Source organism: Streptomyces sp. NBC_00019, from assembly GCF_045041015.1.
Classification (GTDB): domain Bacteria; phylum Actinomycetota; class Actinomycetes; order Streptomycetales; family Streptomycetaceae; genus Streptomyces.
Genome location: NZ_CP108302.1, coordinates 7,260,650 through 7,280,788 on the forward strand (window position 1 = coordinate 7,260,650; position 20,139 = coordinate 7,280,788).

Below are 20,139 nucleotides of genomic sequence, written 5' to 3' on the forward strand. Positions count from 1 at the left end.
AATATGGGGGTGTTCCAGAATCTGTTCAGCCCCTCCGTACAGCACACGCTCGATCTGGTCGGCATCTTCGTCTTCGCCATCTCCGGCGCGCTGCTGGCCGTCCGCAAGAACTTCGACGTCTTCGGCATCGCCGTCCTCGCCGAGGTCACGGCGCTGGGCGGTGGACTGTTCCGGGACCTGATCATCGGCGCGGTACCGCCGGCGGCCTTCACGGACCTGGGGTACTTCGTCACCCCGCTGCTCGCCGCCCTGCTGGTCTTCTTCCTGCACCCGCACGTGGAGCGCATCCAGGCCGGCGTGAACGTCTTCGACGCGGCCGGCCTCGGCCTGTTCTGCGTCGCCGGGACGACCAAGGCGTACGAGTACGGGCTCGGCCTCACCCAGTCGGTGACCCTCGGCCTCGCCACCGCCGTCGGCGGCGGTGTCCTCAGGGACGTGCTCGCCAACGAGGTGCCCTCGCTGCTGCGCTGGGACCGCGACCTGTACGCGGTCCCGGCGATCGTCGGCGCCGCCATGGTCGCCCTGTGCATCCGCTACGACGCCCTCACGCCGTTCACCAGCGGGCTCGCGGCCGTCACGGCCTTCGTGCTGCGGCTGCTGGCGATGCGGTTCCACTGGCGAGCTCCGCGGGCCTGGAACCGGCGCTCGACCGTGCGCGAGGAGTAGCTCCCGCCCGGCCGTGCAGCAGGCCCATCTCCTCGGTCAGCCAGCGGAACGCCGGGACCACCTGCGGCCGCCACAGCGCCATGTTGTGGCCGCCCGCACTCTTCGGGACGTAGACGACGTGCACGGTCGTCGGCGCCTTCGCGACCTGTGCGAGGCCGGTGGCCGCCTCGTAGCCGTCGCCGGTCTGGCCGGACTGGTAGAGCGCGATCGCGGGCGGGGTGCGGGCGTCGCGCAGCAGCACGTAGGGGTTGTTGGCGCGGCGCAGCGCGGAGGTCTCGGCGGCCAGCGAGTTGCGTTCGCCGATCGGGTCGTTGTAGCCGGACATGCTCACCGCGGCCCGGTAGCGGTCGGGATGGGCGACGGCGAGCTTCGTCGCGCAGTGCCCGCCCGCCGAGTATCCGGCCACCGCCCAGCCCGCCGGACCGGCCTGGGCGCGGAAGTTGTCCGTGACCATCTTCGGCACGTCGACGCTGAGCCAGGAGTCGGCGTTCACGGTGCCCGTGATGTTGGCGCACCCGGTGTCCACCCCCGCGAGCAGGTTCATGCGTGGGGCGACCATGATGAACGGCGCCACCCGGCCGTCACGCATCAGCGGCCGCAGCTGGTCCACCGCGTGCAGCGATCCGAACCAGGCCTTCGCCGAGCCCGGGTAGCCCGACAGCAGCTCGACCACGGGGAACCTGTGGTGCCGGTAGGCGGGTCGGCCGTACTGCGGGGGCAGCCAGACGTAGACCTCGGCGTTCACACCGGACACCCGGCCCTCGAGCTGGGTCTCCCGGACCCCATGCATCCCGGGTCCGGAGACGCCGGTGAAGTGCTGCCGGACCCTCGGGAGCCGTTTCAGCGCGATACCGCCGGTGCCGTCGGCGCCCAGGTCCGCGGCCTGCTGGACGTGGTCCCCGGTGCCGAGCAGGTCGGCCCAGTCGTCGTACAGGTTGTTCTGGTTGTTGACCAGGACGAAGACGAGGGCGACGGCGGTCCCCTGGGCGAACACCACCATCAGCAGTCGGCCCGCGGCGCGCAGGGCGCGGGGTCCCGGCAGCCGCGACCACAGGACGAGCGGAAGGACGACGGCGACGACGGACAGCACGATCAGTGTGAAGAGGAACGTGGTCCCGGTGAGGCTCATGCCCCTACAGAGGGGGCGTTGGGGCATCGGGTTTACGGACGAGTGCGGACACTTACCAGGAAATTGCCCCGCTCTCACCCTCCCTTGGTCGAGCGAAAAGCTACCGCTTAGTAATTACTTGTTGTACCGTTCAGTCATGCCAGAAGCAGCTACCGCCACGCAGGCCACGATCGGCGACAGCGAGTTCGACCGGGACACCGCGCTCACCCTCCGCGAACCCGGCGTCTACGACATCGACCTCTCCGCCGGCTGGACGATCATCAGCGCCGTCAACGGCGGCTATCTTCTGGCCGTCCTGGGCCGCGCCCTCGCGGACGCCCTGCCGCACGCCGACCCGTTCACGATCTCCGCGCACTATCTGACCGCCTCCCAGCCCGGCCCCGCGGTCGTCCGCACGGACATCGTCCGCACCGGCCGCACCCTCTCCACCGGCCAGGCCTCGCTCTTCCAGTACGACGAGCAGGGCAACGAGATCGAGCGCATCCGCGTCCTCGCCTCCTACGGCGACCTGGGCTCCCTGCCCGACGACGTCCGTACGACGGCGAAGCCGCCCGCGTTCCCGCCCATGGACCAGTGCTTCGGCCCCGAGGACGGGCCGGCCCCGGTCGACGGCAGCTCCGCCATCACCGACCGGCTGATGCTCAAGCTGGACCCGTCGACCCTGGGCTGGGCCCTCGGCGCGCCGTCCGGCAAGGGCGAGATGCGGGCCTGGTTCGGTCTCGCCGACGGTCGCGACGCCGACCCCTTCTCGCTGCTCCTCGCGGTGGACGCGCTGCCGCCCACCGCCTTCGAGATCGGCCTCAAGGGCTGGGTCCCGACGGTCGAGCTGACGGTCCACGTCCGCTGCCGCCCGGCCCCGGGCCCCCTCCGCGTCTCGATCACCACCCGCAATCTCGCCGGCGGCTTCCTGGAGGAGGACGCCGAGGTCTGGGACAGCGCGGACCGCCTGGTCGCCCAGTCCCGCCAGCTCGCCCGCGTCAGGCTCGGCTGATCCGAGGCGGTACCGGGCAACTCCGGCTGCCTTCCCCGCACGAGGGATCCTGGAGGGGTGAAATCCGACCGCCTCCTGTCGATCCTGCTGCTCCTGCAGACCCGCGGCCGCGTCCCCGCGCACGAACTCGCGGAACGCCTCGAGGTGTCCGTACGCACGATCTACCGGGACATCGAGGCCCTGTCCGCCTCGGGCGTCCCCGTCTACGCCGAACGAGGGCGGCACGGGGGCATCGAACTGCTCGCGGGATTCCGTACGGACGTCACCGGGCTGACCGCCGACGAGTCCCGCGCCCTGTTCATCCTGGCCGCCCAGGGCGCGCATGCCGCGCTCGGCCTGGACGCGGCGCTCGGCTCGGCGCTGCGCAAGGTGATGGCGGCGCTGCCCGCACCCCATCGGCCCGCCGCCGAGGCGACCGCCCGGCGCGTCCTCGTCGACGCCACCCGCTGGAAGGGCGGACCGCGGGCCGCCGTCGACCTGGACGTGCTCCAGGACGCGGTCTTCGCCGACCGCCGACTCCGGCTGCGCTACCGGCACAGCGGGCAGCCGGAACCGCGGACGTACACCGTCGACCCGTACGGCCTCGTCTCCAAGGCCGGCGTCTGGTATCTCGTCGCCGACCGGCGGGGGAGTCCGCGGCTGTTCCGTGCCGACCGGGTGCGGGCGGCGACCGTGCTCGACGACCCGGTGAAACGGCGCCCGGGCGTCGAACTCGCCGACGTGTGGGAGGTGTTGCGCCGTGAGGTCGAGAAGCGCCCCGGCGGCATCGACGTCGTCGTCCGGGTCCGGCGCGATCGCCTCGACCTGTTCCTGCGGCTCAACGGACCCTGGCTGACCGAACTCCCCGAGGACGACGGCGAGGACGACGGTGCGGGTGAGTGGGTGACGGTCCGGCTGTCGTACGGCGTGCTCGGCGAGGCCCGCCAACTGCTGCAGTTCTCCGACCGGGTCGAGGTGCTCTCCCCTCCCGAAGTGCGCGAAGAACTGTTCCGGGCGGCCGCCTCTGTCACGGGCTTGTACCAGCGAGTAGAAGACGAGCACGGAGAAAATCGCAGGTCAGAAGTGATCCTTTAGAGGGGCTTTGCCTTGCGCACAGGCCGGGGACAGCGATCACTCAAGGAAGCCCTAAGCCGCGTTGATTGAGTTCCAGCCCTCAGGACTCCCTCATCCTTCTTGGAGTTGTTTCTCATGAAGCGTGTGCGTCTCATCCCCGCAGTGGCCCTGCTGGCGCTCTCGCCCCTCGCCCTGGTGGCCTGCGGCTCGGGCGACTCTTCGTCCTCCTCCGACAGCGGCAACTCCGGGCAGCAGTCGTGTCAGGCGCCCTCCGGCGCACCGAGCGGCAACCCGTCGGGCATGCCCAGCGGTGCCCCGTCGGGCGCACCCACCGCCAACGGCACGGCCCAGCCGTCCGGCGCGCCCTCGGGCATGCCCAGCGGTGCGCCCAGCGGCGGCCCCGGTGGGGGCGGTCAGGGTGGCGGTCCCGGCGGCGGCCAGGGCAGCGGCTGCGGTGGTCCCGGTGGTGGCGGCGGTGCGGCGCCCAGCGGGGCGCCGAGCCAGCAGGCGACGGCATCGGCCACGAAGAGCTGACCTGCCACGTCGTACGACAGGGGCGGCACTCCCGATGAAGGGGGGTGCCGCCCCTGGGCGTTGCGGTCGGTGCGGCTCAGCCGCGCCAGTGGTCCCGGCCGATGCTGATGAGCCGCATCTGGCTGGTGGCGACCTGCCGGACCCGCTCCCGCTCCTGCTCCGAGCCCTCCAGTGCCTCCAGGAACAGCGAGGCGGTGATGAGCATCTGGTCGACGTAGAGGTTCGCCAGCATCAGCAGGTCGTCGTCGCTCCAGTCCTCGGACTCCACGTCCTTGGCGAGCTCCTCCTTCACCTCCGCGGCGAACCGGGCCAGTTGGCCCCGGATGGCCTCCCGCACGGGCTGGACCCCGCCGTGCCGCTCACGGGCGATGAAGCGGACGTGGGCGGGGTGCGTGCTCACGTGGTGGGCGATCAACTCGATGGCACGGACTATGCGTTCCTCGGCGTTGTCGGCCGAGGTGACCGTCGTGCGGATCAACGGATGCAGGCTGCCCAGCGCCTCCTCGACGAGGGCGATACCGAGGTCGGCGGTGGAGCGGAAGTGCCGGTAGAAGGCGGTCGGCGCGACGCCGACGGCGCGCGTGACCTCGCGCAGGCCCAGACTGCTCAGGCTCTGCTCCTCCAGCAGTCCCAACGCGGCGTCGAGGAGCGCCTGCCGGGTTTTCTGCTTCTGGGCCTGCCGGATGCCGAGGGTGTGACTCATGTCATCAGTAAACAACTGTTCTCTGGAATTGAGAAGTCGTCGGGCGCGCTAGACTCTGGAGTCAGTGAACAACTGTAACTACAACTGTTCACCGACATGTAACGAGAAGCACCACGCAAGCATCTCGGAGGGGGATCCATCCCATGCTGTTCCTCGTCGCCGCACTTCTGCTCTTCGGTGCCGTCCTGGGTACCGTCGCCCACGCACCGTTCGCCTTCACCGCCGTCGCCGCCGCCGTGATCGCCGCCTGGCTCGGCATCTTCGCGCTCCGCGAGCGGCACGGCCGCCGCCGCGCCTCGACCCGCTGACCCACCCGACATCACGCACTCAGGGGACTGATCACCATGCAGCTCACCGCACCGACCACCGCACCGACCACCCACCGCACCGCGGTCCGCGACGCCGACGGCATGGCCGTGGCCGCCTTCATCCTCGGCCTCGTCGGCCTCCTGGTCCTGAACGTCTTCCTCGGTCCGATCGCCATCGCCCTGGCCTCGGTCGCCCTGTGGCGCGGCACCGCCCGCCGCGGCCGCGCCTTCCTCGGTCTGGGCCTGGGCGTCGCCGACCTCCTGGTGCTGGTGGCGTTCATGCAGATGGACAGCACGGTGTCCTGGAGCTTCTAGCACCAACCCTTGCACCGAGTCCTCTCAACAGGGCCCGTAGAATCGGGTCACCATGGCTTACCTCGACCACGCCGCGACGACTCCGATGCTTCCCGAGGCAGTCGAGGCACTCAGCGCACAGCTGGCCGTCACCGGCAACGCCTCCTCCCTCCACGCATCCGGCCGCCGCGCGAGGCGCACCGTCGAGGAGGCCCGTGAGACCCTCGCCGAATCACTGGGCGCCCGCCCCAGCGAGGTGGTCCTCACCTCCGGCGGCACCGAAGCCGACAACCTCGCGGTCAAGGGCCTGTACTGGTCCCGCCGCGACGCCGACCCGGCCCGCACCCGAGTCCTGGCCAGCCCCGTCGAGCACCACGCCGTCCTCGACGCCGTGCACTGGCTCGGCGAACACGAGGGCGCCACGGTCGAGTACCTCCCGGTCGACGCGTACGGCCGCGTCCACCCCGACGCCCTGCGCGAGGCCGTCGAGCGCAACCCCGACGATGTCGCCCTCGCCACCGTGATGTGGGCGAACAACGAGATCGGCACCGTGATGCCGGTCCGTGAACTCGCCGACGTGGCCAAGGAGTTCGGCGTCCCGCTGCACGCCGACGCCGTCCAGGCGTTCGGTCAGGTCCCCGTCGACTTCGCCGGTTCAGGACTTGCCGCGATGACCGTCTCCGGCCACAAGATCGGCGGTCCGTACGGCATCGGCGCGCTCCTCCTCGGCCGTGAGTACACCCCCGTACCCGTCCTGCACGGCGGCGGCCAGGAGCGCCACGTCCGCTCCGGCACCCTCGACGTCCCCGCCGTCGCCTCCTTCGCGGTCGCGGGCCGGCTCGCCGCCGAGCAGCGCGAGTGGTTCGCCCGGGAGATCGGCGCCCTGCGCGACGCCCTGGTCGAAGCGGTCCGTACGGCGGTCCCGGACGCGATCCTCGGCGGCGACCCTTCCTCGGAGGGCCGGCTCCCGGCCAACGCCCACTTCACCTTCCCCGGGTGCGAGGGCGACTCCCTGCTCCTGCTCCTGGACGCCCAGGGCATCGAGTGCTCCACCGGCTCCGCCTGCACCGCCGGCGTCGCCCAGCCCAGCCACGTCCTCCTCGCCACCGGCACCGACCCGGACCTCGCCCGCGGCACCCTCCGCTTCTCCCTCGGCCACACCTCCACCGAGGCCGATGTGGAGGCGGTCGCCAAGGCGATCGGCCCGGCGGTGGAACGTGCCCGGGCGGCGGGGCTGACGTAGGGAACCGGAGCGCTTCCCGGCGACGCGGAGGCCGCTTCCGGTGAAGGCGTGACCTGTGTCACACCTTCACTGCGGCCTCGCGCACGAGCTTCATGTACCGGTCCCAGTCCCAGTGCTCACCGGGGTCGGTGTGGTCCGTCCCCGGCACCTCCACGTGCCCGATGATGTGCTCGCGGTCCACGGGTATGTCGTAGCGCGCGCAGATCCGGGCCGTCAGCCGGGCCGAGGCCTCGTACATCTTGTCCGTGAAGTCCTCGGGCCGGTCCACGAAGCCCTCGTGCTCGATGCCGACACTGCGCTCGTTGTAGTCGCGGTTGCCCGCGTGGTACGCCACGTCCAGCTCGCGGATCATCTGTGTGACCCGGCCGTTCTTGCCGACTATGTAGTGCGCGGCCGCCTGGTGCCCCGGATCCTGGAAGGCCTTCACCGCGCTGTCGAAGCTGCCCTGGGTGACATGGACGACCACCATGTCTATGCCGTAGTCGTCGGGCCGGTCCGCGCGCCGCCAGTTGGCGTCCGAGGCCGCGACCCAGCGTGCGCCGGTGTAGTCGACCTCGCCCGCCTTGCGCGGCTTCTCCACGCCGGGCGTACGCCACCACAGGCGCGCCAGCTCGTCCCGGGCCAGCACACCGGTGCCCACCGCGGCCGCCGCCCCGCCGATCAGCAGGGCGCGGCGCCCGATGCGCCGGTCGCCGTCCTTGGATGCTTCTCTCGCCCCCATGTGATCGTCAACGGATACTCGTGGGCTCCGGTTCCCGCGCCCCCGTACCCTTGAAGAGTTATGACTCACTCCACGCAGCGCCCCCTCCGCGTCCTCGCCGCCATGTCCGGCGGTGTGGACTCCGCCGTCGCCGCCGCCCGTGCCGCGGAAGCCGGCCACGACGTGACCGGTGTCCACCTCGCCCTCTCGGCGAATCCCCAATCGTTCCGCACGGGCGCGCGTGGCTGTTGCACCATCGAGGACTCCCGCGACGCCCGCCGCGCCGCGGACGTCATCGGCATCCCGTTCTACGTCTGGGACCTCGCCGACCGCTTCCGCGAGGACGTGGTCGAGGACTTCGTCGCCGAGTACGAGGCGGGGCGCACCCCGAACCCGTGCCTGCGCTGCAACGAGAAGATCAAGTTCGCCGCCCTGCTCGACAAGGCGCTCGCGCTGGGCTTCGACGCGGTCTGCACGGGCCACTACGCCCAGGTGATCGTCCGTCAGGACGGCTCGCGCGAGCTGCACCGCGCCTCCGACATGGCGAAGGACCAGTCGTACGTCCTCGGCGTCCTCGACGAGAAGCAGCTCGCCCACGCGCTCTTCCCGCTCGGCGACACGGTCACGACCAAGGACGAGATCCGCGCGGAGGCCGAGCGCCGCGGCCTCGCGGTCGCCAAGAAGCCCGACTCCCACGACATCTGCTTCATCGCCGACGGCGACACCCAGGGCTTCCTGGCCAATCGCCTCGGCAAGGCGGAGGGCGACATCGTCGACGAGTCGGGCGCGAAGATCGGCACCCACGAGGGCGCGTACGGCTTCACCATCGGCCAGCGCAAGGGCCTGCGCATCGGCACCCCGGCCGCCGACGGCAAGCCGCGCTACGTCCTGGACATCTCCCCGGTGAACAACACCGTGACGGTCGGCCCGGCCGCCGCCCTGGACGTCGACGCGCTGACGGCCATCAAGCCCCGCTGGTGCGGCACCGCCCCGACCGGCTCCGGCACCTACACCGCCCAGCTCCGCGCCCACGGCGGCGAGACGCAGGTGACCGCGGAGCTGGTGGACGGCGAACTGCGGGTGTCGTTCACCGAGCCCGTCCGCGGCGTGGCCCCCGGCCAGGCGATCGTGCTGTACGACGACACGCGCGTGGTCGGCTCGGCGACGATCGCGACGACCACGCGCGCGACGGCGGACGCTACCGGGTGAAGTAGTCGGCCAGCACCGGAGCCAGGGCGGTCGGATCCACCATGTGGGTCTGGCCCTCCAGCTTCCGGTACGACCCTTTCGGCGCCGCCTCCGCGACAGCCCGGGTGGCCTCCTGGAGCCACTCGGGGCTCGCACCTCCCGCGACCGCCAGGACGGGGACGGCGATCGAGGCCAGCCGGTCCCGGGGCACCAGACCGTCGCCCAGGACGGCATTGTCGTAGGCCAGACTCGGTGCGACGGCCTCCATGCCGGGCCACATGGGGGACCGGCGGGCGCCCTGGATCATCTCGTCGGGCATCTCGACGAGCCGGAGGAACAGCTCCACCGCGTCCCCGCGCCGGCCCTGAGCGAGAGCGGCGGTCAGGTTCTCGGTGTACTCGGCCCGCCCCTTCGCACCGTGCTCGGAGAAGTCCGCGAACGGCGTCTCGTACACGGCGGCCCGGCGCACCGGCAGCCCGCTCGCCGCTGCTTGAAGCACCAGCGCCCCGCCCGACGAGATCCCGTACAGACACGCCTCACCGCCCGCCGCGTCGATCAGCGCGGCGAGGTCCTCGACCTCACGCTCCACCGCGTACGGCGCCGTGTCACCGCTCTCGCCGCGGCCCCGGCGGTCGTACACGAGGACCTGGAACCGGTCCGACAGCGGCACGGCCAGCGGAGCCAGCGTGCCGCCCGTCGACATCGCCCCGCTCACGAGGATCACGGCAGGGCCCTGCCCGGTGCTTTCGTAGGCGATGGGCGTGCCGTCGCGGGAAAGAGTCTTCTTGTCCATGCCGGTGGAGACTCCCACCGGCCGCCGGACTAATCGGTGACTTCCACCTCGTAGAAGCAGAGGTGGTCCTTGATCTCGGCCACGCCCGGCTTCGGGTCGGGGTAGGCCCAGACCAGGTCCGCCGCGTCCGGCAGCGACCAGTACGAGGCCGTCCCCTTGAAGGGGCAGACGGTGTGGGTGTCGGACGGGGTCAGCAGGTCCAGGCGTACGTCCTCGGCGGGGATGTAGTAGCGCACGGGAGAGCCCGTCTCGCGCAGGACGAGGGGCCGGTCGGTCTCCGCGAGGACCTGGTCGCCGTGGACGACGCGGACGTGCGAGGTGCCTTTCTCGACGGTGATGCGGTGCCCTTGGGTCACGGTCGGGCCTCCTTGGGGTAGCCGTCTGTTGAAGGTGCAGCGCACGCCGGCCCCGAGTTCTTCCCGAGGAGGCCTCATGGGAGCCGCAGATCCGTCCAGAGACCGCCAGAACGTCGTCCACCGGGTCCGTTACGCCCTGCGGCACCCCGAGCGGGTACCCGCCCACACACGGCGGGCCGCGCGGGACGCCTGGCTGCGGATGAGACACCCCGGGCACATCGCGTACTACCGGGCGGTGATGGCCGACGACACGGCCCGCAGCCCCGAGGCGGCGGTGGGACACAACCCGTCGCCCGAACGCTGGGCACAGATCGGCCGGATGCAGTTCGACTACCTGCTGGCCCACGGCCTGCGCCCGGAGCACCACGTGCTCGAGATCGGCTGCGGGAACCTCCGCGCGGGACGCCTCTTCATCGACCACCTGGACACCGGCCACTACTACGGCCTCGACATCTCACCGGCCATCCTGCTCGCCGCCCAGGGCACCCTCGTACGCGAGGGTCTGCAGTCCAAACTGCCGCATCTGATGCTCGTCGGCGACCTGACCTTCGGTTTCCTGCCCGAGGGGTACTTCGACGTCGTCCACGCGCACAGTGTCTTCTCGCACTCGCCCCGGCAGGTCGTCGAGCAGTGCCTCGCGCATGTGGGACGCGTCCTCGCGCCCGGCGGCTTCTTCGACTTCACCTTCAACCGCACCGAGGGCCGCGAACACCAGGTGCTGCACGAGGACTTCTACTACCGGACGCGGACCCTGACCGCCATCGCCGCACGCCACGGCCTGAAGGCCCGGTTCATGGACGACTGGGAGCGGCTGCCGCACCGGCAGTCGAAGATCCGCCTGACCCTGATGTCGGACCGGGCCCGTACGGTGGGCCCATGAACATCTGCGTCTTCCTCTCCGCCGCCGACCTCGCCGAGCGCTACACCCGCCCCGCGCGGGAGTTCGCGGAACTGCTCGGCAAGGGCGGCCACACCCTGGTGTGGGGAGGCTCGGACGTCGGGCTGATGAAGGTGGTCGCGGACGGGGTGCAGGAGACCGGCGGCCGGCTCGTCGGCGTCTCCGTCGAGTTCCTGGCCGCCAAGGTCCGTCCCGGGGTCGACGAGATGGTGATCGCGAAGGACCTCGCCGAGCGCAAGAAGCTGCTCCTGGAGAAGGCCGACGCGGTGGTGATCATGGTGGGCGGCACGGGCACGCTCGACGAGGCGACGGAGATCCTGGAGCTGAAGAAGCACGGCCACACCGACAAGCCGGTGGTCCTGCTGAACACCGCGGGCTTCTACGACGGCCTCAAGGAGCAGTTCCGGCGCATGGACGACGAGGGCTTCCTGCCGCGTCCACTGACCGACCTGGTGTTCTTCGCGGAGGAGCCGGTGGGGGCGCTGGCGTACCTGGAGGAGAACCAGGGCATCGGGTGACCCCCGGGTGATGCGAGCATGGCGGCATGGCTACACATGTGATCACCGGGGCGGGCTCCGGCATCGGCGCGGCGGTGGCCCGCCGTCTGCACGCGCGCGGAGACGAACTCGTGCTCCACGCGCGCGACGCGGGCCGTGCGAAGGAGCTGGCGGCGGAGTTCCCCGGGGCGCGGACACTCGTCGGTGACCTGGCGGACCCGGACAGGCTGTCCTGGGCCTTCTCCCACCAGTCGCTGCCCGACCGGGTCGACTCCCTGCTGCACATCGCGGGCGTGGTCGACCTGGGCCCGGTCGGCGAGCTGACCCCGAAGGCCTGGCACCACCAGCTCAACGTGAACCTGATCGCCCCCGCCGAACTGACCCGCCACCTCCTGCCCCAACTCCGGGTCGCGCGTGGCCATGTGGTGTTCGTGAACTCGGGCGCGGGCCTGAACGCCCACGCCGACTGGTCCGCGTACGCCGCCTCCAAGCACGGTCTGAAGGCCCTCGCGGACTCCCTGCGCCACGAGGAGCACGCGAACGGTGTCCGCGTCACCTCGGTCTACCCCGGCCGCACCGCCAGCCCCATGCAGGCGAAGGTCCACCAGCAGGAGGGGAAGGAGTACGACCCCTTGAAGTGGATCGACCCCGAGTCGGTCGCCACGACCATCCTCACGGCGATCGACCTGCCCAGGGACGCGGAGATCAACGACCTGACAGTGAGGCCGGGACGATGACCGGGTTCACCTTCGGTCCCGCCACCGGCGTGGGCTCCCTGCCCGGCGGCGACGCCAGGGAGGCCGCCAGGACGGCCACCGGTTCCTTCGACGACTTCCCGTTCCTGCCCGAGCTCCCCGCGCGCGGACCCGGCGCGGACATGATCGGGCGGACCGCCGGGATGCTCGTCGAGGTGTACGCGCGCGTTGAGCCCAGCGGGTGGCGGATCGGGGACCGGCCGGGCCGGGACACCAAGCGCGCCCGGTCCTGGCTCGGTGAAGACCTGGACGCCCTCGAGGAGTTCACCCAGGGGTACGAGGGCCCGCTCAAGGTGCAGGCCGTCGGTCCCTGGACCCTCGCCGCCGCGCTGGAGCTGAGCAACGGTGAGGCCGCCCTCGGCGACCCCGGCGCCTGCCGGGACCTGGCCGGCTCCCTCGCCGAGGGACTGCGCGACCACCTCGCCGAAGTGCAGCGCCGTATCCCCGGCGCCCAACTCGTCCTCCAGCTCGACGAGCCCTCCCTCATCGCCGTGCTCCGCGGGCACGTCAAGACCGCCAGCGGTTACCGCACCCACCGCGCCGTCGACCGGCAGGTCGTCGAGTCGACCCTCCGCGACGTCGTCGGGGTTCACGGGGGCGGCCCCGTCGTGGTCCACTCGTGCGCACCGGACGTCCCGTTCGCCCTCCTGCGCCGGGCCGGTGCGGCGGCGATCTCCTTCGACTTCAGCCTTCTCACCGAGCGTGACGACGACGCGATCGGTGAGGCGGTGGAGAACGGCACCCGGCTCTTCGCCGGTGTCGTGCCCGGCACGGACACGGCATTGTCGGACCCTGCCGGTAGCGTCATGGGTGTCAGGACGCTATGGCGCAGGTTGGGGCTGCATCCGGGGCTTCTCGCGGAGGCGGTCACGGTCACTCCGGCGTGCGGACTCGCGGGAGCCTCCCCGAGTTACGCGCGCTCGGCTCTCGCCCACTGCGTCCAGGCGGCGAGATCCCTCGCGGACAACCCAGAGTAACGGGAGGACAACACGGTGGCCGGCGACAAGCAAGCGGAGACGACGGTGCCCGCCGAGGCGCGGGAGCAGCACGCGAAGCTCGCTGAGCAGATCGAGGAGCACCGCTTCCGGTACTACGTGAAGGACGCTCCGGTCGTCAGCGACGCGGAGTTCGACAAGCTCCTGCGGTCGCTCGAGGCGCTGGAGGAGGAGTACAGCGAGCTGCGGACGCCGGACTCGCCGACGCAGAAGGTCGCGGGGGCCTACGAGACGGAGTTCACCTCCGTCGAGCACCGCTCCCGCATGCTCTCCCTCGACAACGCCTTCAGCGACGAGGAGTTGGCGGCCTGGGCCGAGCGCGTCGCCAAGGACGTCGGCACCTCCGACTACCACCTCCTGTGCGAGCTGAAGGTCGACGGTCTCGCCGTCAACCTGACGTACGAGCAGGGCCGTCTCGTCCGTGCGGCGACCCGCGGTGACGGCCGCACCGGCGAGGACATCACGCCCAACGTCCGGACCATCGCGGAGATCCCGGACCGGCTCACCGGCGACAAGGTCCCCGACCTCGTGGAGATCCGCGGCGAGGTCTACTTCCCGATGGAGAAGTTCGAGGAGCTCAACGCCCGTCTGAACGAGGCCGGTGACAAGCCCTTCGCCAACCCGCGCAACGCGGCGGCCGGTTCACTGCGCCAGAAGGACCCGCGCGTCACCGCCACCCGCCCCCTCCACATGGTCGTGCACGGCATCGGCGCCCTGGAGGGCTTCGACGGCATGACCCGTCTCTCCCAGGGCTACGACCTGCTGAAGGCCTGGGGCCTACCCACCGCCCAGTACAACAAGGTGGTCGACGGCCTCGACGGCGTACGGGAGTTCATCGCGTACTTCGGCGAGAACCGGCACTCCGTGGAGCACGAGATCGACGGCGCGGTCGTCAAGCTCGACGAGATCCGTCTCCAGGGGCGCCTCGGCTCCACGGCTCGCGCGCCCCGCTGGGCGATCGCCTACAAGTACGCGCCGGAAGAGGTGAACACCAAGCTGATCGACGTCAAGGTCGGCGTCGGTCGAACCGGTCGGGTCACGCCCTACGCCCAGGTCGAGCCCGTCACGGTCGCGGGCTCCGAGGTCGAGTTCGCCACCCTGCACAACCAGGACGTCGTCAAGGCCAAGGGCGTCCTCATCGGTGACACCGTGGTGATCCGCAAGGCCGGTGACGTCATCCCGGAGATCCTCGGGCCGGTCGTGGATCTGCGTGACGGCAGCGAGCGCGCGTTCGTGATGCCGGCCGAGTGCCCGGAGTGCGGGACGCCGCTGAAGCCCATGAAGGAGGGGGACATCGACCTGCGGTGCCCCAACGCGCGCACCTGCCCCGCGCAGTTGAGGGAGCGCGTCTCCTACCTCGCCGGCCGCGAGTGCCTGGACATCGAGCACTTCGGCGATGTGGCGGCGGCCGCGCTCACCCGCCCCCTGGAGCCGGCCGACCCGCCGCTCGTCGACGAGGGCGACCTCTTCGGCCTCACCGTGGAGAAGCTGCTCCCGATCAAGGCGTACGTCCTCGACCACGACAGCGGCCTGCCCAAGCGTGATCCGAAGACGGGCGAGGAGAAGGTCGTCACGGTCTTCGCCAACCAGCAGGGCGAGCCGAAGAAGAACACGCTCGCCCTGCTCAAGAACATCGAGGAGGCCAAGAGCCGTCCGTTCGCCCGATTCCTCAACGGCCTCTCGATCCGCCACGTCGGCCCGGTCGCCGCCCAGGCGCTGGCCCGTGAGTTCCGCTCGATCGAGCGGATCGAGCAGGCGACGGAAGAGGAGCTGGCCGGCACCGACGGTGTCGGCGGGATCATCGCGAAGTCGCTCAAGGAGTGGTTCGCCGAGGAGTGGCATCAGGAGATCCTCCGCAAGTGGCGGGCCGCCGGCGTCCGCATGGAGGAGGAGGGCTCCGGCGAGGACGAGGGCCCCCGCCCCCTCGAAGGCCTCACCGTCGTCGTGACCGGCACCCTGGAGCGCTTCACCCGTGACGGTGCCAAGGAGGCATTGCAAACTCTGGGTGCGAAAGTGACCGGTTCTGTTTCGAAGAAGACGTCTTTCGTCGTTGTGGGGGACAATCCAGGTTCGAAGTACGACAAGGCGATGCAGCTCAAGGTGCCCGTCCTGAACGAGGACGGCTTCGATGTCCTGCTGGAACAGGGTCCCGAGGCGGCCGCCGAAGTCGCGCTTCCGACCGAGGAGTAGGCGCGAAGCGGGCGAGGAGTAGGGCGGAGTAGCGGTTGAAGGCCACCCGATCGGCGCATACCAGATGCATACGGGTGGCCGGGGCGCATTCGGGCAACCGTCAACGACCGTTGCCCGTGGAAGCCTTCTGCGGCCTACTGTTGAGAGGTGCGCCTGCCGTGCCCAGCTGCGGTTGGGGCATCCCCTTGCTCCTCCAGAGCAGGGGGAAGGGCTTTCCAACGCGGCGCCGTCGAGGGTTTGTCGGGCAACGGGCCGCGTGGCGTGGGCACCGCCGGCTGTGAGAGGGACGGGAATGGAACCGACCGAGAGCGCCGCCCCGGACTCATGGCTGCGCCGGCTGACGGGCGCCTGGCGGGGGAGCCGGTGGTCGGCACGGTCCGCGAACCGTCCGGGCGAGGAGGGGCGCGCCCTCGGACCGTACTCCGCGGCAGCCGGACGTAACGCCGTACAGCTCGCCGAACACACCCCCGGGCTGCCGGGCTCCGGGTCCGAGCGGCATCTGTCCTGGCCCGCACTGCCCACCGGGGTCGTCGCGGCGGCCGGGTTCGTGCTCGGCGCCGGCTTCTACCGGGCCTACACCGGAGGCCACGCCCTCTTCCCGTCCGGCACCGTCGGCTGGTCCCTGGCCGTGCTGACCGGCATCATCGTCGGCCACCTGGTCGCGCTCGGCCGCGCCCGCTGGTGGGGCGGTACCGGCTCGGGCGCAGCCCTCACCCTCGCCGTGTTGCTGCTGTACGGCTGGGTGCCCGCCGGGATGGTCAGTCTCACCGTCGTCGTCCTGGTCGGCATAGCCAGGCGGAACCGCTGGCGACAGGGCGTCCTGCACGGCGCGGTGGACATCCTCGGCATCGGCGCCGGCGCCCTGGTGCTGGCCGCGTTCGGACGCATCCCGTCCGTCGAGGCCCCCTGGAACCCCGACACCTGGACGTTCTACACCGCCCCCGAGGTGCTCCTCGTGGCGGCCGCCTACCTCGCGGTCACCCGCACCCTGCTGTGGTACCTGCACGCCCCGCGCACCGGCGGCCTGCCCACCGTGGCCCGCACCGCCCTCGTCAGACAGGGCCTGGTCGCGGTCGCGCTGCTCGGCATCGCACCGCTGGTCTGCGTCGTCGCCGTCGCCAAACCGGTGCTGCTGCCGCTCTTCTCGATCCCGCTCATCGCCCTCGACTCCACCCTGTGGATAGCCCGGGCCCGGGCGGAGGAGCAGCTGCGCGACCCGCTGACCGGGCTCCCCAACCGGCAATGGCTCCTCGAACGGATCTGGACCGCCCTGGACGACGCCGAACGCATCGGCGCCCGGGCCGCCCTGATGCTCATCGACCTCGACCGCTTCCGGTCGGTCAACGACACCCTGGGCCACCTGGCCGGTGACCGGCTGCTCCTGCAGATAGCCGACCGGCTCCAGGCGGCCCTGCCGCGCGGAGCGGAGGCCGCACGGCTCGGCGGTGACGAGTTCGCCGTCTTACTGCCCGTCGCCGACTCCACGACGTCCGCGACCCGGGTCGCCCGCAACCTCGTAGCGGCCCTCAGCTCCCCGCTCGACCTCGACGGGCTCACCCTCGTCCTGGAGGCCAGCGCCGGCGTCGCCGTCTTCCCCGACCACGCCCTGGACGCCGAGGGGCTGCTGCGCCGGGCGGACGTGGCGATGTACCAGGCGAAGCGGGACCGTACGGGCGTCGAGGTCTACGAGTCCAAGCGGGACTCCAACACCCCCGACCGCCTCGGTCTGCTGGGCGACCTGAGGCGCGCGCTGGACGCGCACGAGGTCCAGCTGCACTACCAGCCCAAGGTCCGCTTCGACGGACAGGTGGCGGGCCTGGAGGCCCTCGTCCGGTGGGTGCACCCGGAGCGCGGGAAGGTGCCGCCGGACGAGTTCATCGCCATCGCCGAGTCGTCGGGGCTGATGCCGCACCTCACGGAGTACGTCCTCGACACCGCGCTCGCCCAGGTGGCCCGGTGGCGCGCCCAGGGCCTGTACGTGCCCGTCGCGGTCAACGTCTCCCCGCGCGACGTCCACACCCCCGGCTTCGCCGGCTCCGTCGCCGCCCGGCTGGCCCGGCACGGCGTCCCCGCGGGCTCGCTCCAGCTGGAGATAACCGAACACGTGCTTCTCGAGGACCCGCAGCGCGCCGCCGACACCCTCGCCGGGCTGACCGGGCACGGCGTGAAGATGTCGCTGGACGACTTCGGCACCGGCTATTCGTCGCTGGTGCATCTGCGTCGGCTGCCGGTCAGCGAACTGAAGATCGACCGCTCCTTCGTGGCCCGGCTGGCGATCGACACCGAGGACGCGGAGATCGTGCGGTGCACGGTGGATCTGGCTCACTCGCTGGGCCTCCTCGTGGTCGCCGAGGGCGTCGAGGACGACGAGACCTGGGAGCGGCTGCGGGACCTGGGCTGCGACGCCGTACAGGGCTGGCTGGTGGCGGCGGCGATGCCGGCCGAGGAGGCCACGGCCTGGCTGCTGGCCCGGGGTTCACGCGGATGGCAGCGCCCGCGGGCGGCTCTGCCGGCGGCTGCCGCCGACGAGTAGCCGGGCGATTTCCGCCCCCGCCGCCCCTTCGACCCCGCTCCTCAAACGCCGGAGGGGCTGGATTTGCTGACGCCGGTCCGTACAACTCAGCCCGTCCGGCGTTTGAGGACGAGGCCCGTTCAGGGCCGATAGCGGGGGTCTGGGGGCGCAGCCCCCAGGGGTGGGAACGGGCAGGGGCGGCGGGGGCGAGGAAACCGTTTCACGGGCACAGGGCGCCGCCCCATAGGATTGGCCCCAAACCACACACTCTCACCCAGAGGATCGCTGCATGCCTGGCATCACGCGCGAGGAGGTCGCCCACCTCGCACGGCTGGCGCGTCTGGAGCTGAAGCCCGAAGAGCTCGAGCACTTCGCGGGACAGCTGGACGACATCATCGGCGCGGTCGCACGCGTCAGTGAGGTCGCCGACCAAGACGTACCGCCGACCTCGCACCCGCTCCCGCTGACGAACGTCATGCGGGCGGACGAGGTCCGTCCGTCGCTCACCCCCGAGCAGGCGCTCTCCGGCGCCCCGGCCCAGGAGCAGCAGCGTTTCAAGGTGCCGCAGATCCTGGGGGAGGACTAACCGCCATGACGGACAACGTCAACATCATCAAGCTCACCGCCGCCGAGACCGCCGCGAAGATCGCCTCCGGCGAGCTCACCGCGGTCGAGGTGACCGAGGCCCACCTGGCCCGTATCGAGGCCGTCGACGAGAAGGTGCACGCCTTCCTGCACGTCGACCGCGAGGGCGCGCTGGCCCAGGCCCGTGCCGTCGACGAGAAGCGCGCCAAGGGCGAGAAGCTCGGCCCGCTGGCCGGCGTCCCGCTCGCGCTGAAGGACATCTTCACCACCGAGGGCATCCCGACGACCGTCGGTTCGAAGATCCTCGAGGGCTGGATCCCGCCGTACGACGCCACCCTCACCAAGCGGCTCAAGGCCGCCGACGTCGTCATCCTCGGCAAGACCAACATGGACGAGTTCGCCATGGGGTCCTCCACCGAGAACAGCGCCTACGGCCCGACCGGCAACCCCTGGGACCTCACCAGGATCCCCGGCGGCTCCGGTGGCGGCTCCTCCGCCGCCCTCGCCTCCTACCAGGCGCCCCTCGCCATCGGCACCGACACCGGCGGCTCCATCCGCCAGCCGGCCTCCGTCACCGGCACGGTCGGCGTGAAGCCCACGTACGGGGCCGTGTCCCGCTACGGCATGGTGGCGTTCTCGTCCTCCCTCGACCAGGGCGGGCCCTGCGCCCGTACGGTCCTGGACGCGGCGCTGCTGCACGAGGTCATCGCCGGGCACGACCCGCTCGACTCCACCTCGATCGACGCCCCGGTCCCGCCGGTCGTCGAGGCCGCCCGCAACGGCAGCGTCGAGGGCATGCGCGTCGGTGTCGTCAAGCAGTTCCGCGGCGAGGGCTACCAGGCCGGTGTCATCCAGCGGTTCGACGAGTCCGTCGCGCTGCTGAAGGAGCTGGGCGCCGAGATCGTCGAGCTGGACTGCCCGTCCTTCGACCTCGCCCTGTCGGCGTACTACCTGATCGCGCCCTCCGAGTGCTCGTCCAACCTCGCCCGCTTCGACGGCCTGCGCTACGGCCTCCGTACGGGCGACGACGGCACCCACTCGGCCGAAGAGGTCACCTCCCTCACCCGTGAGGCGGGCTTCGGCCCCGAGGTGAAGCGCCGCATCATGCTCGGCACGTACGCGCTGTCCAGCGGGTACTACGACGCGTACTACGGCAGCGCCCAGAAGGTCCGCACGCTCATCACGCGTGACTTCGAGAAGGCCTTCGAGCAGGTCGACGTCATCGTCTCGCCGACGACGCCCACCACCGCCTTCCCGATCGGCGAGCGTGCCGACGACCCGATGGCGATGTACCTCGCGGACCTCTGCACCATCCCGACCAACCTGGCGGGCAACGCGGCCATGTCGCTGCCCTGCGGTCTCGCCCCGGAGGACAACCTCCCGGTCGGTCTGCAGATCATCGCGCCGGCGCTGAAGGACGACCGTCTTTACAAGGTCGGCGCCGCCGTCGAGGCCGCCTTCGTGGAAAAGTGGGGGCACCCGCTTCTCGAGGAGGCACCGTCGCTGTGAGCAAGCTGACCAAGGCGAAGGACTTCAAGAAGTCCAAGTCCGGTACGTACCTGTCGATGGCCACCACCGCGTTCGGCGCGTTGGGTGTCGCCAAGCAGATCAAGAAGGCCCGCACCGAGCAGGACACGCTCCGGCTGATCGACGCCACCGTCTCCGCGGTCGCGATCGTCACCGGCCTCGCCATCCTGTACCGCGAGCTGAAGCGGCTGGGCGACGACGACGTCCTGCTGGGCTGAGAGG

The 20,139-nt window shown here is 71.1% G+C and carries 22 protein-coding genes; 17 read left to right on the forward strand and 5 right to left on the reverse strand.

Translation table 11 applies throughout. The features are described from left to right. Positions 1-9: 9 nt before the first annotated feature. Positions 10-666 carry a trimeric intracellular cation channel family protein gene (locus OHU89_RS34390; RefSeq protein WP_405648785.1) on the forward strand — a complete coding sequence of 219 codons (657 nt, stop codon included), beginning with the start codon at positions 10-12 and terminating at the stop codon, positions 664-666. On the opposite strand, the gene OHU89_RS34395 is transcribed toward OHU89_RS34390, so the two are convergent. Beyond that, the gene (locus OHU89_RS34395) at positions 575-1,795 is read right to left on the reverse strand and encodes an alpha/beta hydrolase (protein WP_405648787.1); all 1,221 of its coding nucleotides are present in this window, start codon (positions 1,793-1,795) and stop codon (positions 575-577) included. The two genes, OHU89_RS34390 and OHU89_RS34395, sit on opposite strands and share 92 nt — an antisense overlap. 136 nt (positions 1,796-1,931) lie before the next feature. Here OHU89_RS34395 and OHU89_RS34400 point away from each other — a divergent pair, with 136 nt between their 5' ends. The 3 genes from OHU89_RS34400 to OHU89_RS34410 all read left to right on the forward strand — a co-directional run bounded on the left by OHU89_RS34400 (position 1,932) and on the right by OHU89_RS34410 (position 4,373). Then, positions 1,932-2,786: a thioesterase family protein gene (locus OHU89_RS34400; RefSeq protein WP_266887765.1), complete on the forward strand. Its 855-nt coding sequence runs from the start codon at positions 1,932-1,934 to the stop codon at positions 2,784-2,786. Between the two features lie 57 nt (positions 2,787-2,843). Then, entirely contained in the window at positions 2,844-3,860 is a 1,017-nt protein-coding gene (locus tag OHU89_RS34405) for a helix-turn-helix transcriptional regulator (RefSeq protein ID WP_405648790.1), read from the forward strand. A 114-nt stretch (positions 3,861-3,974) separates the two neighbouring features. Continuing rightward, on the forward strand, positions 3,975-4,373 hold the full coding sequence (locus OHU89_RS34410) for a hypothetical protein (protein ID WP_405648792.1): 399 nt from the start codon (positions 3,975-3,977) through the stop codon (positions 4,371-4,373). Positions 4,374-4,449: 76 nt separating this feature from the next. Here the strand turns inward: OHU89_RS34410 and OHU89_RS34415 are convergent, their stop codons facing one another. Then, positions 4,450-5,076, reverse strand: coding sequence for a TetR family transcriptional regulator (locus OHU89_RS34415; RefSeq protein ID WP_405648793.1), 627 nt, complete (start codon positions 5,074-5,076; stop codon positions 4,450-4,452). A 143-nt stretch (positions 5,077-5,219) separates the two neighbouring features. On the opposite strand from OHU89_RS34415, the gene OHU89_RS34420 reads away from it, so the two are divergent. From OHU89_RS34420 to OHU89_RS34430, 3 genes are read left to right on the forward strand one after another with little or no spacing between them, the layout of a single operon-like run. After that, on the forward strand, positions 5,220-5,384 hold the full coding sequence (locus OHU89_RS34420) for a hypothetical protein (protein WP_405648795.1): 165 nt from the start codon (positions 5,220-5,222) through the stop codon (positions 5,382-5,384). 36 nt (positions 5,385-5,420) lie between these two features. Beyond that, the gene (locus tag OHU89_RS34425; RefSeq protein WP_266887759.1) at positions 5,421-5,699 is read left to right on the forward strand and encodes a DUF4190 domain-containing protein; all 279 of its coding nucleotides are present in this window, start codon (positions 5,421-5,423) and stop codon (positions 5,697-5,699) included. Between the two features lie 52 nt (positions 5,700-5,751). Further along, complete coding sequence (locus tag OHU89_RS34430; protein ID WP_405648798.1) at positions 5,752-6,921, forward strand: cysteine desulfurase family protein; 1,170 nt, start codon at positions 5,752-5,754, stop codon at positions 6,919-6,921. 58 nt (positions 6,922-6,979) lie between these two features. On the opposite strand, the gene OHU89_RS34435 is transcribed toward OHU89_RS34430, so the two are convergent. After that, on the reverse strand, positions 6,980-7,642 hold the full coding sequence (locus OHU89_RS34435) for an N-acetylmuramoyl-L-alanine amidase (protein WP_266887752.1): 663 nt from the start codon (positions 7,640-7,642) through the stop codon (positions 6,980-6,982). Between the two features lie 60 nt (positions 7,643-7,702). On the opposite strand from OHU89_RS34435, the gene mnmA reads away from it, so the two are divergent. Then, positions 7,703-8,830 carry a tRNA 2-thiouridine(34) synthase MnmA gene (gene mnmA / locus OHU89_RS34440; RefSeq protein WP_405648800.1) on the forward strand — a complete coding sequence of 376 codons (1,128 nt, stop codon included), beginning with the start codon at positions 7,703-7,705 and terminating at the stop codon, positions 8,828-8,830. On the opposite strand, the gene OHU89_RS34445 is transcribed toward mnmA, so the two are convergent. Next, a complete protein-coding gene (locus tag OHU89_RS34445; RefSeq protein ID WP_405648802.1) occupies positions 8,820-9,602 on the reverse strand; it encodes an alpha/beta fold hydrolase in 783 nt (260 codons plus the stop codon). The genes mnmA and OHU89_RS34445 overlap by 11 nt on opposite strands. Positions 9,603-9,631: 29 nt before the next feature. Further along, complete coding sequence (locus OHU89_RS34450; protein ID WP_405648804.1) at positions 9,632-9,958, reverse strand: DUF427 domain-containing protein; 327 nt, start codon at positions 9,956-9,958, stop codon at positions 9,632-9,634. Between the two features lie 76 nt (positions 9,959-10,034). On the opposite strand from OHU89_RS34450, the gene OHU89_RS34455 reads away from it, so the two are divergent. The 9 genes from OHU89_RS34455 (at position 10,035) to OHU89_RS34495 (ending at position 20,135) form a co-directional block, all read left to right on the forward strand. Beyond that, positions 10,035-10,838: a class I SAM-dependent methyltransferase gene (locus OHU89_RS34455; protein ID WP_405648805.1), complete on the forward strand. Its 804-nt coding sequence runs from the start codon at positions 10,035-10,037 to the stop codon at positions 10,836-10,838. After that, positions 10,835-11,374: a TIGR00730 family Rossman fold protein gene (locus tag OHU89_RS34460; RefSeq protein WP_405648807.1), complete on the forward strand. Its 540-nt coding sequence runs from the start codon at positions 10,835-10,837 to the stop codon at positions 11,372-11,374. Before OHU89_RS34455 ends, OHU89_RS34460 begins: the two co-directional genes overlap by 4 nt. Positions 11,375-11,400: 26 nt before the next feature. Continuing rightward, positions 11,401-12,090: an SDR family oxidoreductase gene (locus OHU89_RS34465; protein ID WP_405648809.1), complete on the forward strand. Its 690-nt coding sequence runs from the start codon at positions 11,401-11,403 to the stop codon at positions 12,088-12,090. Continuing rightward, a complete protein-coding gene (locus tag OHU89_RS34470) occupies positions 12,087-13,085 on the forward strand; it encodes a methionine synthase (protein WP_405648811.1) in 999 nt (332 codons plus the stop codon). Before OHU89_RS34465 ends, OHU89_RS34470 begins: the two co-directional genes overlap by 4 nt. A 15-nt stretch (positions 13,086-13,100) precedes the next feature. Further along, positions 13,101-15,293 carry an NAD-dependent DNA ligase LigA gene (ligA, locus tag OHU89_RS34475; protein WP_405648813.1) on the forward strand — a complete coding sequence of 731 codons (2,193 nt, stop codon included), beginning with the start codon at positions 13,101-13,103 and terminating at the stop codon, positions 15,291-15,293. 292 nt (positions 15,294-15,585) lie between these two features. Next, entirely contained in the window at positions 15,586-17,826 is a 2,241-nt protein-coding gene (locus tag OHU89_RS34480) for a putative bifunctional diguanylate cyclase/phosphodiesterase (protein ID WP_405648815.1), read from the forward strand. Between the two features lie 268 nt (positions 17,827-18,094). Continuing rightward, positions 18,095-18,391: an Asp-tRNA(Asn)/Glu-tRNA(Gln) amidotransferase subunit GatC gene (gene gatC / locus OHU89_RS34485; RefSeq protein WP_007384860.1), complete on the forward strand. Its 297-nt coding sequence runs from the start codon at positions 18,095-18,097 to the stop codon at positions 18,389-18,391. Between the two features lie 5 nt (positions 18,392-18,396). Further along, positions 18,397-19,899 carry an Asp-tRNA(Asn)/Glu-tRNA(Gln) amidotransferase subunit GatA gene (gene gatA / locus OHU89_RS34490; protein ID WP_405648817.1) on the forward strand — a complete coding sequence of 501 codons (1,503 nt, stop codon included), beginning with the start codon at positions 18,397-18,399 and terminating at the stop codon, positions 19,897-19,899. Next, positions 19,896-20,135, forward strand: coding sequence for a hypothetical protein (locus OHU89_RS34495; protein WP_059198130.1), 240 nt, complete (start codon positions 19,896-19,898; stop codon positions 20,133-20,135). Before gatA ends, OHU89_RS34495 begins: the two co-directional genes overlap by 4 nt. Positions 20,136-20,139: the final 4 nt, after the last annotated feature.

What these genes read in the sequence shown, in the direction of transcription:
- OHU89_RS34395 (WP_405648787.1), bottom strand. Translation starts at nt 1,795, where the DNA reads ATGAGCCTCACCGGGACCACGTTCCTCTTCACACTGATCGTGCTGTCC.
- OHU89_RS34400 (WP_266887765.1), top strand. Translation starts at nt 1,932, where the DNA reads ATGCCAGAAGCAGCTACCGCCACGCAGGCCACGATCGGCGACAGCGAG.
- OHU89_RS34410 (WP_405648792.1), top strand. Translation starts at nt 3,975, where the DNA reads ATGAAGCGTGTGCGTCTCATCCCCGCAGTGGCCCTGCTGGCGCTCTCG.
- OHU89_RS34415 (WP_405648793.1), bottom strand. Translation starts at nt 5,076, where the DNA reads ATGAGTCACACCCTCGGCATCCGGCAGGCCCAGAAGCAGAAAACCCGG.
- OHU89_RS34420 (WP_405648795.1), top strand. Translation starts at nt 5,220, where the DNA reads ATGCTGTTCCTCGTCGCCGCACTTCTGCTCTTCGGTGCCGTCCTGGGT.
- OHU89_RS34425 (WP_266887759.1), top strand. Translation starts at nt 5,421, where the DNA reads ATGCAGCTCACCGCACCGACCACCGCACCGACCACCCACCGCACCGCG.
- OHU89_RS34430 (WP_405648798.1), top strand. Translation starts at nt 5,752, where the DNA reads ATGGCTTACCTCGACCACGCCGCGACGACTCCGATGCTTCCCGAGGCA.
- OHU89_RS34435 (WP_266887752.1), bottom strand. Translation starts at nt 7,642, where the DNA reads ATGGGGGCGAGAGAAGCATCCAAGGACGGCGACCGGCGCATCGGGCGC.
- mnmA (WP_405648800.1), top strand. Translation starts at nt 7,703, where the DNA reads ATGACTCACTCCACGCAGCGCCCCCTCCGCGTCCTCGCCGCCATGTCC.
- OHU89_RS34445 (WP_405648802.1), bottom strand. Translation starts at nt 9,602, where the DNA reads ATGGACAAGAAGACTCTTTCCCGCGACGGCACGCCCATCGCCTACGAA.
- OHU89_RS34455 (WP_405648805.1), top strand. Translation starts at nt 10,035, where the DNA reads ATGGGAGCCGCAGATCCGTCCAGAGACCGCCAGAACGTCGTCCACCGG.
- OHU89_RS34460 (WP_405648807.1), top strand. Translation starts at nt 10,835, where the DNA reads ATGAACATCTGCGTCTTCCTCTCCGCCGCCGACCTCGCCGAGCGCTAC.
- OHU89_RS34465 (WP_405648809.1), top strand. Translation starts at nt 11,401, where the DNA reads ATGGCTACACATGTGATCACCGGGGCGGGCTCCGGCATCGGCGCGGCG.
- OHU89_RS34470 (WP_405648811.1), top strand. Translation starts at nt 12,087, where the DNA reads ATGACCGGGTTCACCTTCGGTCCCGCCACCGGCGTGGGCTCCCTGCCC.
- OHU89_RS34480 (WP_405648815.1), top strand. Translation starts at nt 15,586, where the DNA reads ATGGAACCGACCGAGAGCGCCGCCCCGGACTCATGGCTGCGCCGGCTG.
- gatC (WP_007384860.1), top strand. Translation starts at nt 18,095, where the DNA reads ATGCCTGGCATCACGCGCGAGGAGGTCGCCCACCTCGCACGGCTGGCG.
- gatA (WP_405648817.1), top strand. Translation starts at nt 18,397, where the DNA reads ATGACGGACAACGTCAACATCATCAAGCTCACCGCCGCCGAGACCGCC.